Raw genomic sequence first — 13,890 nt, forward strand, 5'->3', positions numbered from 1 at the left:
CGCCCTTCGCGTCGGGGCCGAGTTCCTTGAACTTGCCCTTGCCGCGGCCGCCGGCATGGATCTGCGACTTCACCACATCGAGCGGGCCAGGCAGCTTCTTGGCGGCTTCGACGGCTTCCGCCACCGTCAGCGCGGGAAAGCCGGCCGAGACGGGCGCGCCGAACTCCTTGAGGATGGCCTTGCCCTGGTATTCATGGATGTTCATGTGCTCGGTTTCCCTGGCAGCGACGAGAATGGCGAAAGGCGGCGGCCCACAGGCCGCCCCCGAGTATAAAAAAAATGCGAGCGAGCCCTCGACCCACATTCAGGCGTCGATCAGCGTCTGGACGGAGCCGACCGACTTCGCCAGCATCTCCTTCTCGGCGCCGTTGAGGCGGATCTTGACGACCTTCTCGACACCCTTGGCGCCGATCACCACCGGCACGCCGACAAACATGTCCTTCACGCCGTACTGGCCCTTGAGATAGGCCGCGGCCGGCAGGACGCGCTTCTGGTCCTTGAGATAGCTCTCGGCCATCGCGATGGCGGAGGCGGCCGGCGCATAGAAGGCCGAGCCGGTCTTGAGCAGGTTGACGATCTCGCCCCCGCCCTTGCGGGTGCGCTCGACGATGGCGTCCAGGCGCTCCTGCGTGGTCCACTTCATCTTGACGAGGTCCGGCAGCGGGATGCCGGCGACGCCCGAATAGCGAACCAGCGGCACCATGTCGTCGCCATGGCCACCCAGTACGAAGGCCGAGACGTCCTTGACCGAAACCTGGAACTCCTCGGCGAGGAAGTGACGGAAGCGGGCGGAATCGAGCACGCCGGCCATGCCGCAGATCATGTTCGGCTTGATGCCGGAAAACTTCTGCAGCGCCCAGACCATCGCGTCGAGCGGGTTGGTGATGCAGATCACGAAGGCCTTGGGGGCATACTGCTTGATGCCCTCGCCGACCGCCTTCATCACCTTGAGGTTGATGCCGATCAGGTCGTCGCGGCTCATGCCCGGCTTGCGCGGCACGCCGGCGGTGACGATCACGACATCGGCGCCCTTGATGTCCTCATAGGACGAGGTGCCCTTATAGGCGGCGTCGAAGCCATCGACGGGGGCCGACTCGGCGATGTCCAGACCCTTGCCCTGCGGAATGCCGTCGGCGATGTCGAACAGCACGATGTCGCCCAGTTCCTTGAGGCCCGCGAGGTGGGCGAGCGTGCCGCCGATCTGACCGGAACCGATGAGGGCGATCTTCTTACGGGCCATGGCCGTATCCTTCCAATTCGGGGCCATGGGGGACATGGCCAGGCGAGAAAGCCGGCGCGCCGGCGAAACCGTGCGTTCCTTTGCCCAGACAGGGCTTTTGCCGCAAGCCTTGCCGGAAAAGCGGCTTTTCCGGGGCACTTCGCGCGCTCGCATGCGCGCGCGAGCGTATGGCCCGATTTTTCAAGCACTTGCGTCGAGGACTACGGCGCGGTTCCGCGCTCGGGGATGCAAAGCCGCCTCGGTAACGATCTACAGATTTTGTAATTCGTTACCGCATTTTTAGACGATGCCGTTGCCGAGCACACGCAGAATGACCCGGATCAAGGTCGAAAGCCGCGTATCGACCGAGGCCTGCGGCACATCCCCCTCCAGCGCCAGCGAGGCGGGATGGATGAAACGGTGAGTCGCGTCGATCACGAAAGCGATCGCTCGGTCGCGGTCGCGAGGCTCGAAGACACCCGTCGCGATGCCCTCGTCCACCACCCGCTCGAACAGCGCCCTCACCCGCGTGCGGTTGCGCCGGCTGATGGCGTGGCGCTTGGCGACAGCCAGCGACAGCGCCGCGAACAGATGCGGCTCCTCATGCAGCAGGTCGCGATTGGCCTTGGCGAGGCCGAGGATCAGCCGCTCCAGCTTGTCGTCGGCGGGGTCGGGCCCATCGGCGATGTCGGCGAGCTTGCGCTCGGTCGCCTTCAGCCAGACATCCACCACCGCATCGACCAGCGCCACGCGCGAGGGGAAGTAGCGATAGACGTTGGCATGCGTCATCCCCGCCTCCTCGGCGACGGCGACGACGGTGAAGCGCTTCAGCCCGAATTGCCGCAGATGCTCGCTGGCGACCGAGAGGATGCGGGTCTCGCTGGGCTCGCGCTGCGGCATGGGTCAGGTTTCCACCAGCCCGGTCGTGTTGCCGCTTGCGGTCGAGTCCGGCCGCCCATGCGGCTTGGCGAGATACTCCTCCGAGCGCATCTCGATCAACCGCGAGACCGTGCGGTCGAACTCGAACGCTTCGCGACCCCGGGTCGCATGGTAGAGCTCATGCGGCTCAGCGGCGGCCGAGGCGACGAGCTTCACATGGTGCTCGTAGAGCGTGTCGATCAGGATGATGAAGCGCTTGGCCTCGTTGCGCCGGTCGAAATCCAGCACCGGAATGTCGTCGAGCACCAGCGTGTGGAAGCGCTGGGCCAGCGCGATATAGTCCGAGGCGCCATAGGCCTGGGCACAGAGATCGGCGAACCCCGCTCGCGCCACGCTGCCCGCCGCCTGCGGCAGCACGAGATCGTGCCCCTGGACGCTCAGCACGGTCCTCTTGCCTTCCGCCACCCCGGACAGCGCCTTGAAGGCGGCATCGAGTGCGGCCTTCGCCTTCTCATCGGCCGGGACATGATAGACCGGCGCGCCGCCGAGCTTCTCGAGCCGGAAATCGGTGCGCGCATCGAGCTTCAGCACCTCGACCTTGGTCTGCAGCAGCTCGATGAAGGGGAGGAACAGCGCCCGGTTGAGCCCGCCCTCATAGAGCCGCGAGGGCTCGACATTGGAGGTCGCGACCACCACCACCCCTGCGGCGAACAGCGCCGTGAACAGGCGGCCGAGGATCATCGCATCGGCGATATCGGTGACGGTGAACTCGTCGAAGCAGAGCAGATAGGCCTCTTCGGCGATATCCGCCGCCACGGGGGCGATCGGGTCGGCGTCCTTCACCTCCCCGCTCTTGATCTTCTGGCGGTAGATCCCGATGCGGCCATGCACATCGGCCAGGAATTCGTGGAAATGCACCCGGCGCTTGCGCTTCACCGGCGCGGCCTCGAAGAACAGGTCCATCAGCATGGTCTTGCCACGCCCGACCGAGCCCCAGACATAGAGCCCCTTCGGCGCCGCGGCGGTGTCCGGCTTGCGGCCGAAGAGCCAGCCCAGCGCGCTGCCCTTGCGCGCCAGCCTTCGAGCGGCGAGCGTCTCGCTCAGCGCCTGCAACTTCTTCACCACCGCAACCTGCGCCGGGTCGCGCTCGATGGTCCCCGCCTCGACGAGGGCGGCATAGCGGTCGGAGAGCGAGAGGGTCATGGTGCGGGAGGCGCGGTCCGGGACGAAGGCCCGTCCGGGTTACGGCAGCGCCGGCTCCACCGCAAGCTCACGCATTACCACCGCACTCACCCGTCATGCTCGTCCTTGTGGCGAGCATCCACGTCTTGAACACGACGCTCGACCAGCGAAGACGTGGATGGTCGGGACAAGCCCGACCATGACGGAACGGCTGCGGTCGCGTGGGGAAGCCCAACCGCGCTGATTGCCTTTCCCGACGGCAAAACCCGCTCACTCGCCCTTGTTGATCGAGATCGGCTTCAGCGGGTTGTCGACCAGGCCGTATTTCGCGATCAGCGCGTCATAGCCGCCATTGGCCTGCAGCTTGTCGAGCGCGGCCTTCACCGCATCGCGCAGCTGTGTGCCTTCCGCGGTCTTGGCGACCGGGATGCCGACCAACGTCATCGTGAAGGGCTTGCCGAGCGGGATATAGGTGTTGGGCTCCAGCTTCTGGAAATGGCCCATCGTCTCGCTGCCCTGCACCGCGCCCTGAAGGCGCTGGGTCTTGATCTGCGTGCGCGCATCGACCGAGCCTTCGGTGCCGACGACGGTGATGGCGGGCTTGCCCTTGGCGACGCAATTCGCCTGGCTCCACTCGCCGATCTGGACCGGCCAGTTGGTCGAGCGGCTGGCGCCGACGCTCTTGCCGCACAGGTCGTCCGGCGTCTTGATCTGGTCCTTGAAGGCAGTGACCGTGTAGAACTGCGCGCCCGAGACCATGTAATCGACGAAATCGACCTGCTCGCGCCGCGCCGGCAGATCGCTCATGCCGGCCATCGCCATGTCGACGCGCCCGGTCTGGATCGAGGGCAGCATCTGCGCGAAGGCGGTCTCCTGCCACTCGACCTTGACGCCGAGTTCCTTGCCGATGGCCTCGCCGAGTTCGATATCGAAGCCGGAGAGCTGATTGGTCGCCGGGTCCTTGAACGCGATCGGCGGATAGTTCGGCTGCGTCGCGATGACGAGCTTGCCGGCGGTCTTGATCCGATCCGGCAGGGCCTGCGCCTGAGCGGCGAGCGTGGTGGCGGCGAGCAGGGCCGCCGTCAGGGTGGTGCGAAGCATGATGGTTCTCCCTCTGAGATCGTTAACAATCCGCCGGCTCACTTGAGCACGGCGGCGATGAAGTCGCGGCTGCGCTGCTGGCGCGGCGTCACCAGAACCGTCTGCGGCGGCCCCTGCTCGACGATCTCGCCGCGGTCCATGAACACCACGTCGCTCGCGACCTCGCGCGCGAAACCGAGTTCATGGGTGACCACGATCATCGTCATGCCGGAGGCTGCGAGATCCCGCATCACACTCAGAACCTCGCCGACGAGTTCCGGATCGAGCGCCGAGGTCGGCTCGTCGAAGAGCATCAGCTTCGGCTTCATCGCCAGCGCACGGGCGATGGCGATGCGCTGCTGCTGCCCGCCCGACAATTCGCTCGGATAGGAATCGCGCTTGTCGGCGAGGCCGACGCGCTCCAGCAGCGCCATGGCTTCCGCGACGATCTGCTTGCGCGGCTGCTTCAGCACCGTCAGCGGCCCTTCGATGATGTTCTGCAGCGCCGTCATGTGGTTGAACAGGTTGAATCGCTGGAACACCATGCCGGTGACGAGGCGCTGGCGCGCGATCTCCGCGTCGGTCAGCTCGTGTAGCTCGTCGCCGACGCGGCGATAGCCGATCAGCTCGCCATCGACGCTGATCGCGCCTTGGTCGATCTTCTCCAGCTGGTTGATGCAGCGCAGCAGCGTCGATTTGCCCGAACCGGAGGGGCCGATGATGCACTGCACCGCCCCGACCGGCACCGACAGCGAGACGTCGTTGAGCGCCCTGAGGTCGCCGAAGACCTTGCTGACATGCGCGATCGTGACGATCGCGGGCGCGGCCGGCGCCGCCATCCCCACCGCGCTCATGCCGGCTCCTCCTGCGCGGCCGCCCGCTTGTTGGCGCGCCGCGTGCCCCGCCCCTTCGAGAAATGCCGCTCGAGGAAATACTGGCCGATCTGCAGCACCGTCACCACCAGCAGGTACCAGCCAGCCGCCACGATCAGCAATTCGATCACGCGGGCATTGGCATAATAGATCGTCTGCGCATTGCGCAGGATCTCGGCATATTGGATCACGCTCGCCACCGAGGTCAGCTTCACCATGCTGATCACCTCGTTGCCGACCGGCGGGATGATGACTCGCATCGCCTGCGGCAGAACGATCCGGCGCAGCGTCGTCAGCCGCGTCATGCCGATCGCCTTGGCGGCTTCCGTCTGGCCCGTATCCACGGAGAGGATGCCGCCGCGCACCACCTCGGCCGTATAGGCGCCCTGATTCATGCCGAGCCCGAGCAGCGTCGCCATGAAGGGGCCGATGAGATCGATGGTGCGCCAGGACATCACGCCCGGAATGCCGATGGTCGGGAAGATCAGCGCGAGATTGAACCAGATCAGCAATTGCAGCAGCAGCGGCGTGCCGCGGAAGAACCAGATATAGAACAGCGCGACGCCGCGCAGCACCGGGTTCGGCGACATGTACATGATCGCGAAGACGACGCCGAGCACGATGCCCAGCGTCATCGCGCAGACGGTCATGATCAGCGTGTTGACGAGGCCCGAGAGGATCGCGGGTGCCGTGAAGAACTGCGCCACCACCGGCCAGGCGATATCGCCCTTGGCGAAGGCGAGGCCCAGCCAGACCAGCACGGCGAGGATGAGCACGGTCGCGGCCCAGCGCCCATAGAAGCGCTGCGGCACGATCCTGAGCCTGGCGATGGCGGCCAGATCACCGGCGTCGATGCGTGACGTCGCTCCGCTCATGCCTGCCCCTCCCCGCTCCAGCGGACGATACCGTCGAGATGATCGCGGAAGCGGCCGATCTGCTCGAGCACACGCTCGGGAGCCGTGCCGCCATGGCCGCTGCGCGCCGCGACCGCGGCATCCAGCGTCAGGCCATCGAGCACGCCATCATCGAGCCGCGGATCGACCGCCCGCAGATCGACGGGGTCGAGCGCTTCCAGCTCTTTGCCCATATCCTCGCAATAGCGCACCAGCGCCCCCGTGATCTCATGCGCCTCGGCGAAGGGTACGCCCTTGCGCGCGAGATGATCGGCGACCTCGGTCGCCAGTGTGAAGCCGAGCCCCGCCTGCGCCCGCATCGGCGCCGGATGCACCTCCATGCTGGCGATGAGCCCGGCGAAGGCGGGCAGCACCTCCTCCAGCACGTCGACGGCGTCGAAGGCGGTGCGTTTGTCCTCCGCCAGGTCGCGGTTATAGGAAAGCGGCAGTCCCTTCAACGCGCCCAGCATCGTGACCACGTCCCCGGCCAGCCGCGCCGCTCGCCCGCGCGAAATCTCCGCGATGTCCGGGTTCTTCTTCTGAGGCATGATCGAGGAGCCGGTGGCGAAGCCGTCATCGAGCGTCACCCAGCCGAACTGGCGCGAGGTCCACAGCGTCACCTCCTCCGCCAGCCGGGAGAGATTGGTCAGCATCAAGGCCGCGACGAACAGGAATTCCGCGACATGGTCGCGCGCCGCCACCGCATCGACCGAGTTCTCGAAGGGCGCCTCATAGCCCAGAGCCTTGGCGCTCTGGGCCGGCTGGAGCGTGATCGCCGAGCCCGCGAAGGCGGCCGCTCCCAGCGGCGATTGCCCGGCCCGCTTCTCCCAATCGGCGAGGCGCGAGGCGTCGCGCAGCAGCACTTGGCCATGCGCCATCAACCAGTGCCCGAAAGTGACGGGCTGGGCGTTCTGGAGATGGGTGAAGCCGGAGCAGATCGTGGCGGCATGCGCCTGCGCCTGGTCTGCGATGGCGCCGAGCAGTTCCGCCAGCATCCCGGCGAGCGGACGCGACTTGGCACGCAGATACAGCTTGAGATTATTGGCGGCCTGGTCGTTGCGCGAGCGTCCCGCGCGCAGCTTGGCGCCGACGGCGCCGGCCCGCTCGGTCAGAACCCGCTCGACGAAGGTGTGGACATCCTCATCCGCCGGGCCCGGCGCCAGCCGCCCGGCGGCGACATCGGCCGCGATGGCGTCCAGCGCCGAGACGATCGCCGCGCGCTCGCCCGCCGTCAGCAATCCGGCGCGCTCCAGCTCGGCGGCATGGGCGCGGCTGCCGGCGATGTCTTGCGGCACCAGCCGCGCATGCTCGCCGGCGGCGCTCGACAGCTTCATCAGGCGCGGATCCGGCGGTTTGCGGAAGCGGCCGCCCCAAAGGCGCGTCGTCTGGTTCATCGCAAGGCGCCCCGATCCCAAAGCCTCTTCGACGCGGGGAAGAATGGCCTCTTGACCCGCGAGCCAGCAAACGAAACGATCTCCCCTGCCCTAGTCGCAAAAGGAATACCCCATGGCCGCCGGCCGGCCACCGCCTTCTTCCACCGCCCTGCGGGCCTTTGCCACCGTTGCCCGTCTTGGTTCGACGGCGCGGGCCGCAGCCGAGGTCAACCTGACGCAGAGCGCGGTCTCCAAGCAGATCCTGGCGCTCGAACACCATCTCGGGGCGATCCTGTTTGACCGCAGCCCGCTCGGCCTCAGGCTCACCGAAGCCGGTGCGATCTACCTGCCCTATGCCGAAGCGGCTTTGGAGCAGATGGGGCGCGGCGCGATGCGCCTCGCCGAGCGTGCGGCCATTGCCCAGCCGATCCGCCTGCATCTGGTCGCCGTCGCCGGCGAGCGCTGGCTGATGGAACGCTTCCCCGCCTTCGCCCAGGCGCATCCCGGCATCGACGTGCAGTTCACCAACTATGTCAGCGAGAGCGAGAGCGAGGAGCCGGACATCGAGATCGCCCATGGCAGCCCACCCTGGCCGGACCGCGAGGCGCATTACCTGTTCGGCCGCGACGTGGCGCTGGTGGCCGCGCCGGGCTTGCTGAAGCGCATGGGCGGTTTGCGGCGCGCCGCCGACATCCAGAAGATGACGCTGCTGCAGCACTTCCAGATGCCGACCTTCTGGGCCGAGTTCACCGAAACCCACGGCCTGCGCGGCGCCGTGCCGGCCCATACCGTGCGCTACGGCTATTACTCGGTGATCACGCGGGCTGCCGTCGCAGGCCTCGGCGTGGCATTGGTGCCGCGCTGCTATGTGGCGGAGGAACTCGTCTCGGGCGCGCTCGTCAACCCGCTCGATCTCGGCTTCGCCAGCGCCACCGGGTGCTGGCTGACGCTGAGACCGCAGGCCCGGCGGCGCGCTGGCCTCGACGAATTATTGGCCTGGCTGCTCGCCGAGGCGGCGAGCTTCGATCGCGCGACACGCACCGGCTAGATGCGATATCGCCGTCAACTGCGCGCGAAGGTCTCGTCGAAGGCGTAGCCCGCGCCGCGCACGGTGCGCAGCGGGTCCTTGGCATCGCCCGGCGTGATCGCCTTGCGCAGCCGCCCGACATGCACGTCGACCGTGCGCTCGTCGATATAGACGTCGCGGCCCCACACTGCGTCGAGCAGCTGGGCCCTCGAATAGACGCGGCCCGGCGCCTGCATCAGGAATTCGAGCAGCCTGAATTCGGTGGGGCCCAGATGCAGCTCGCTGCCGGCACGGCGCACACGCCGCGTCGTCCGGTCGAGTTCCAAATCGCCGGCCGACAGGACGCCGGCGACATGGCCAGGCTTGGCCCGTCGCAGCAGCGCCTGGATGCGCGCGATCAGCTCGGGCAGCGAGAACGGCTTGACGACATAGTCGTCGGCGCCGGTGGCGAGGCCCCTGACCCGCTCGGTCTCGTCGCCCCGCGCGGTCAGCATGATGATCGGCACCCGTTCGGTATCGCGCCGCGAGCGCAGCCGGCGGCACAGCTCGATGCCGGAGAGACCCGGCAGCATCCAGTCGAGCAGGACGAGGTCGGGCGTCGAGTCCCGCAGGTGGATTTCCGCATCGTCGCCGCGCGCAACGCTGTCCACCTCGAAACCCTCCGCTTCGAGATTGTAGCGCAGCAGCAGCGTGAGCGGCTCTTCGTCCTCGACGATCAGAATACGTGCGGCCATGCTTCAATTCCATGCTCCGACCCGGCAGGCTCGCCCATCCGGCGAGCCGCACCGCCGCACCCGTTGGCCATCAGCGGCCAACGGGGCGACGGCGGCGGATCGTCATCCGCGATCAGCTCTCGGCTGAGACGTCCATCGGAATATCGGTGGTGTCCAGCTTCGGCCGGTTGCCTTCCAGCGTATCGCCGGTGATCAGGTAATGGATCGTTTCGGCGATGTTGGTGGTGTGATCGCCGATGCGTTCGATGTTCTTGGCGCAGAACAGCAGATGCGTGCAGAAGGTGATGTTGCGCGGATCTTCCATCATATAGGTCAGGAGTTCGCGGAACAGCGAGGTATAGAGCGCGTCGATCTCGTCGTCGCGGCCCCAGACCTCCAGGGCCTTTTGCTCGTTGCCCGCCGCATAGGCGTCGAGCACGTCCTTCAGCTGGGCCTGCACCAGGCGGCTGATATGCTCCAGACCGACGACCGCGCGATGCGGCGGCTGGAACTGGCCGGAGATGGCGACGGCGCGCTTGGCGATGTTCTTGGCGAGGTCGCCGACGCGCTCGATATCGGCCGCGATGCGGATCGCGGAGATCAGCTCGCGCAGATCATTCGCCAGCGGCTGGCGCCGGGCGATGGTCAGAACCGCCTTGTCCTCGACCTCCCGCTGCAGATTGTCGAGCCGCTGATCGGCGGAGATGATCTTCTGCGCGAGCGTGGTGTCGCGGCGCACCAGCGCCACGGTGGAGTCTCCGAGCATGCGCTCGGCCATGCCCCCCATTTCCGCGAGGCTGCGGCGCAGCGTCTCGAGATCGGAATCGTAGGAGCGGACGATATGGTCGGTCATTGGGGTCGGTTCCTCCGGCGCAGCTTCGATTCAGCCGAAACGGCCGGTGACGTAATCCTGCGTCTGCTTCTTGGACGGATTCATGAAGATCGTGTTGGTCGGCGCGAACTCGACGACCTCTCCGAGATACATGAACGCGGTGTACTGCGAGATGCGCGCCGCCTGCTGCATATTGTGCGTCACGATCGCGATCGTGAAGTCGCTCTTCAGCTGCTCCAGCAGGTCCTCGATCTTCCCGGTCGAGATCGGGTCGAGCGCCGAGGTCGGCTCGTCGAACAGGATGACCTCCGGCTTCTGAGCGATCGTGCGGGCGATGCACAGGCGCTGCTGCTGACCGCCCGAGAGGCCCATGCCGGAGCTCTTCAGCTTGTTCTTGACCTCGTCCCACAGCGCGGCACGGCGCAGCGCACCCTCGACGCGGTCGTCGAGCTCTGATTTCGGCGGCTTCTCATAGAGACGGATGCCGAAGGCGACGTTGTCGTAGATCGACATCGGGAACGGGGTCGGCTTCTGGAAGACCATGCCGACGCGCGAGCGCAGCTCGTTCACGTCGACGTCGTTCGAGATGATGTTGCGCCCGTCGAGCAGGATCTCGCCGGTGGCCTTCTGCTCGGGATAGAGCGAGTAGATGCGGTTGAAGATGCGCAGCAGCGTGGACTTGCCGCAGCCCGAGGGGCCGATGAGCGCCGTGACGTGGCGGTCGCGGAAATCCAGGTTGATGTTCTTCAGAGCCTTGTGCTCGCCATAGTAGAAATCGAGGTTCTTCACCGCGATCCGGACGGGCGCAGCGGCATCGAGCGTCTGCGGGGAAAGTTCAAGGGTCGAGAGCATCGACTTAGGTCCCTCAGGAGCGGGCGACATTCGGTTCACTTGCCGCCGGCGACGATGCGCCGGGCGACGAGCGAGAGGAGGAGGATCGACAGCGTGATGATCAGGGAGCCGGCCCAGGCGAGCTGCTGCCAGTTCTCATAAGGCGCCGAGGCGAACTGATAGATGGTGACCGGCAGGTTGGAGACGCCGCCGACCAGATTGGGCGAGAACCAGAAATTGTTGTTCAGCGCGGTGAAGATCAGCGGCGCGGTCTCGCCGGCGATGCGCGCCAGCGCCAGCAGGATGCCGGTGACCATGCCCGACTTCGCCGCCCGCCAGGTCACCGATGTGATGACGACGGAGGGCGGAGCGCCGAGCGCCGAGCCGGCCTCCCGCAGCGGACCGGGAACGAGGCTGAGCATGTCCTCGGTGGTGCGAACGATGACCGGGATCGCGATGATGCCGAGCGCCACGCCGCCGGCCCAGCCCGAATAGCCGCGGAACGGCTCGACCAGGATGACGTAAACGAACAGGCCGATCAGGATCGACGGCGCCGAGAGCAGGATGTCGTTGATGAAGCGGATCAGGTTCGCCAGCTTCGAGCCGCGGCCATATTCCGCCAGCCAGGTGCCGGCGAGCACGCCGATCGGGGTCGCGACCACGATGCCGAGGAAGGTCAGCACCAGTGAGCCAAGGATCGCATTGGCAAGGCCGCCGCCCTCCGAGCCCGGCCCGGGGGTCACCTGCGTGAAGGTGGCGAGCGAGAGCCCGCCGATGCCCTTCACCAGAAGCATCCCGAGGATCCAGAACAGCACGAAGATCGAGACCATCGTGAAGGCCGTGGCGATCACCTTCATCGCCCGGTCGGCGGTGCGGCGGGACTGGCGCACGCGGCCCCAGGGAATGTGGGAGGCGGCGACGGCCGGGGTCGAGGCTTGGGTCATGCTCATCTCAGGTCCAAAGCCTCAGAATTTCTTCACCCGGGCGACCAAAAGCCGCGCGATGACGAGGACGACGAAGGTGACGAAGAACAGGATGCAGCCCAGCGCGATCAGCGAGTTGAGCTGCAGGCCCAGCGCCTCGTTGAACTCGTTGGCGATGCGCGAAGCGATCGTCGAGCCCGGGTCCAGGATCGAGGCCGAGAGCCGGTTGGCGTTGCCTACCACGAAGGTCACGGCCATCGTCTCGCCGAGAGCGCGGCCGAGGCCGAGCATGATCGCGCCTATGATGGAGACGCCCGCCTGCGGCACCAGCACATGGCGCACGACCTCCCAGGTCGTGGCGCCGATGCCATAGGCGCTTTCGCGCAATACGGAGGGGATCTGCTCCAGCATGTCGCGGGTGATCGAGGCGATGAAGGGCACGATCATGAAGGCGAGGATGATGCCCGCCGTGAAGATGCCGAGGCCCGAAGGCGAGCGGGAATACAGGACAGTGCCGATCACCGGCATGCCTTCGACGATATTCGAAAGCGGGATCTGCACATATTGCGCGAACAGCGGCGCGAAGACGAACAGGCCCCACATGCCGTAGATGATCGACGGCACGGCCGCGAGCAGCTCGATCGCGGTCGCGACCGGCTTCTTGAACCAGGGCGGCGCGAGCTGCGTCAGAAACACCGCGATGCCGAGCGAAAGCGGCACGCCGATCAGCAGCGCGATCAGCGCGGTCGAGAGCGTGCCGACGATCGCGGGCCAGGCGCCGTACTGGTCGTTCTGCGTATCCCAGACACTGGAGGTGATGAAGCCGAGGCCGAATTCGCGGAAGGCCGGCCAGCCGCCGATCACCATCGACAGCATGATGCCGGCGAGCAGCAGCAGCACGAACAGCGCCGACAGAAAGCTGGCGTTGCGGAAAACGAGATCGAAGGTGCCTTTCGGCGTCTTGCGGATCACCGGCCTCGCCGAGGCTGGCATGCTGGTCATGTCGGTCACTGCGGTCATCCGCGAGGCTCCGGTAGCAACGGGCTGAGATTGTCGGCTGCCGATCTCTCGGCCTGATCAACCTCAGCCCTCATCCTGAGGAGCGCTCTGCAGGAGCGCGTCTCGAAGAAGGCTCCAGTGCACTCTGGACCATCCTTCGAGACGCCGCGTGTCGCGGCTCCTCAGGATGAGGGCTGATGATGGAGGAGAGGCGGTTGAGCCCGCCTCTCCGGATATCCGCCTGCAAGCGATCAGAAGATCGGCTTGCCGGAGTTGTCGGTGACGCCCTTCCAGGCGGCGCGGACCTCGTCCTTCACATTCGCCGGCAGCGGAACGTAGTCGAGGTCGAGGGCGAGCTTGTCGCCGTTCTTGAAGGCCCAGTCGAAGAACTTCAGCGCGGCCTGCACGTCGGCCGGGTTCTCCGGCTTGGCATGGACGAGGATGAAGGTCGCCGAGGTGATCGGCCAGGCTTCCGCGCCCTTCTGGTTGTTGAGCGAGATGCCGAAGCCGGGCTGCTCCTTCCAGTTGGCGTTGGCGGCAGCGGCCTGGAAGGCCTTGTCGTCCGGCGCCGGGAAGTTGCCGTCAGCGTTCTTCACGAGGGCGTGGGAGAGCTTGTTCTGCTTGGCATAGGCGTATTCGACATAGCCGATCGAGTTGGCGACCTGCTTGACCGAGGCGGAGACGCCCTCATTGCCCTTGCCGCCGATGCCGACCGGCCACTGGACGGCGGTGTTGTTGCCGATCTTGGACTTCCACTCGGCCGAGACCTTGGAGAGGTAGTCGGTGAACACGAAGGTCGTGCCCGAGCCGTCCGAACGGTAGACCGGGTTGATGTTCGCGTCGGGGAGCTTCAGATCGCCGTTGATCGCGGTGATCTTCGGGTCGTTCCACTTCTTGATCTCGCCCATATAGATCTGGGCGATGATCTCGCCGGAGAGCTTGAGCTTGCCCGGCTCGACGCCGGCGATGTTCACGGCCGGCACGACGCCGCCCATGACGGTCGGGAACTGGATCAGACCGTCCTTGGTCAGGTCCTCGCCCTTGAGCGGAGCGTCGGTGGCGCCGAA

General features: G+C 66.4%; 15 protein-coding genes. 1 reads left to right on the top strand and 14 read right to left on the bottom strand.

Going from position 1 to position 13,890, the window contains the following annotated elements; genetic code table 11:
• The 8 genes from ACOJTB_RS11140 to argH form a co-directional block, all read right to left on the bottom strand.
• On the bottom strand, nt 1-205 hold a 205-nt coding region (locus tag ACOJTB_RS11140), incomplete at its 3' end, for an ATP-grasp domain-containing protein (protein ID WP_420102588.1).
• Nucleotides 206-304: 99 nt separating this feature from the next.
• Nucleotides 305-1,240: a malate dehydrogenase gene (gene mdh / locus ACOJTB_RS11145; protein ID WP_420102589.1), complete on the bottom strand. Its 936-nt coding sequence runs from the start codon at nt 1,238-1,240 to the stop codon at nt 305-307.
• 279 nt (nt 1,241-1,519) lie between these two features.
• Nucleotides 1,520-2,119 carry a TetR/AcrR family transcriptional regulator gene (locus ACOJTB_RS11150; RefSeq protein WP_420102590.1) on the bottom strand — a complete coding sequence of 200 codons (600 nt, stop codon included), beginning with the start codon at nt 2,117-2,119 and terminating at the stop codon, nt 1,520-1,522.
• Nucleotides 2,120-2,122: 3 nt separating this feature from the next.
• Nucleotides 2,123-3,301, bottom strand: coding sequence for a cell division protein ZapE (gene zapE / locus ACOJTB_RS11155; protein ID WP_420102591.1), 1,179 nt, complete (start codon nt 3,299-3,301; stop codon nt 2,123-2,125).
• Between the two features lie 249 nt (nt 3,302-3,550).
• Nucleotides 3,551-4,381: an ABC transporter substrate-binding protein gene (locus tag ACOJTB_RS11160; protein WP_420102592.1), complete on the bottom strand. Its 831-nt coding sequence runs from the start codon at nt 4,379-4,381 to the stop codon at nt 3,551-3,553.
• Between the two features lie 38 nt (nt 4,382-4,419).
• Nucleotides 4,420-5,214, bottom strand: a complete 795-nt coding sequence (locus ACOJTB_RS11165) for an amino acid ABC transporter ATP-binding protein (RefSeq protein WP_420102593.1) — start codon at nt 5,212-5,214, stop codon at nt 4,420-4,422.
• Nucleotides 5,211-6,107, bottom strand: coding sequence for an amino acid ABC transporter permease (locus ACOJTB_RS11170; RefSeq protein WP_420102594.1), 897 nt, complete (start codon nt 6,105-6,107; stop codon nt 5,211-5,213). Before ACOJTB_RS11170 ends, ACOJTB_RS11165 begins: the two co-directional genes overlap by 4 nt.
• Nucleotides 6,104-7,519 carry an argininosuccinate lyase gene (gene argH, locus ACOJTB_RS11175; RefSeq protein WP_420102595.1) on the bottom strand — a complete coding sequence of 472 codons (1,416 nt, stop codon included), beginning with the start codon at nt 7,517-7,519 and terminating at the stop codon, nt 6,104-6,106. Before argH ends, ACOJTB_RS11170 begins: the two co-directional genes overlap by 4 nt.
• 112 nt (nt 7,520-7,631) lie before the next feature.
• On the opposite strand from argH, the gene ACOJTB_RS11180 reads away from it, so the two are divergent.
• Nucleotides 7,632-8,546, top strand: coding sequence for a LysR substrate-binding domain-containing protein (locus ACOJTB_RS11180; RefSeq protein ID WP_420102596.1), 915 nt, complete (start codon nt 7,632-7,634; stop codon nt 8,544-8,546).
• Nucleotides 8,547-8,560: 14 nt separating this feature from the next.
• Here ACOJTB_RS11180 and phoB read toward each other — a convergent pair whose 3' ends face one another.
• From phoB to pstS, 6 genes are all read right to left on the bottom strand, one after another.
• The gene (gene phoB, locus ACOJTB_RS11185) at nt 8,561-9,259 is read right to left on the bottom strand and encodes a phosphate regulon transcriptional regulator PhoB (protein ID WP_420102597.1); all 699 of its coding nucleotides are present in this window, start codon (nt 9,257-9,259) and stop codon (nt 8,561-8,563) included.
• Nucleotides 9,260-9,371: 112 nt separating this feature from the next.
• Nucleotides 9,372-10,091 carry a phosphate signaling complex protein PhoU gene (gene phoU, locus ACOJTB_RS11190; RefSeq protein WP_420102598.1) on the bottom strand — a complete coding sequence of 240 codons (720 nt, stop codon included), beginning with the start codon at nt 10,089-10,091 and terminating at the stop codon, nt 9,372-9,374.
• A gap of 30 nt (nt 10,092-10,121) precedes the next feature.
• Nucleotides 10,122-10,922 (bottom strand): phosphate ABC transporter ATP-binding protein PstB, encoded by an 801-nt coding sequence (pstB, locus tag ACOJTB_RS11195; RefSeq protein WP_420102599.1) that lies wholly within the window; start codon nt 10,920-10,922, stop codon nt 10,122-10,124.
• A gap of 35 nt (nt 10,923-10,957) precedes the next feature.
• Complete coding sequence (gene pstA, locus ACOJTB_RS11200; RefSeq protein WP_420102600.1) at nt 10,958-11,845, bottom strand: phosphate ABC transporter permease PstA; 888 nt, start codon at nt 11,843-11,845, stop codon at nt 10,958-10,960.
• A gap of 21 nt (nt 11,846-11,866) precedes the next feature.
• Nucleotides 11,867-12,844 (bottom strand): phosphate ABC transporter permease subunit PstC, encoded by a 978-nt coding sequence (gene pstC, locus ACOJTB_RS11205; protein WP_420102601.1) that lies wholly within the window; start codon nt 12,842-12,844, stop codon nt 11,867-11,869.
• Nucleotides 12,845-13,074: 230 nt separating this feature from the next.
• A partial coding sequence (pstS, locus tag ACOJTB_RS11210; protein ID WP_420102602.1) for a phosphate ABC transporter substrate-binding protein PstS occupies nt 13,075-13,890 on the bottom strand: 816 nt, incomplete at its 5' end.

This window comes from Allobosea sp. (assembly GCF_048595345.1).
GTDB lineage: Bacteria > Pseudomonadota > Alphaproteobacteria > Rhizobiales > Beijerinckiaceae > Allobosea.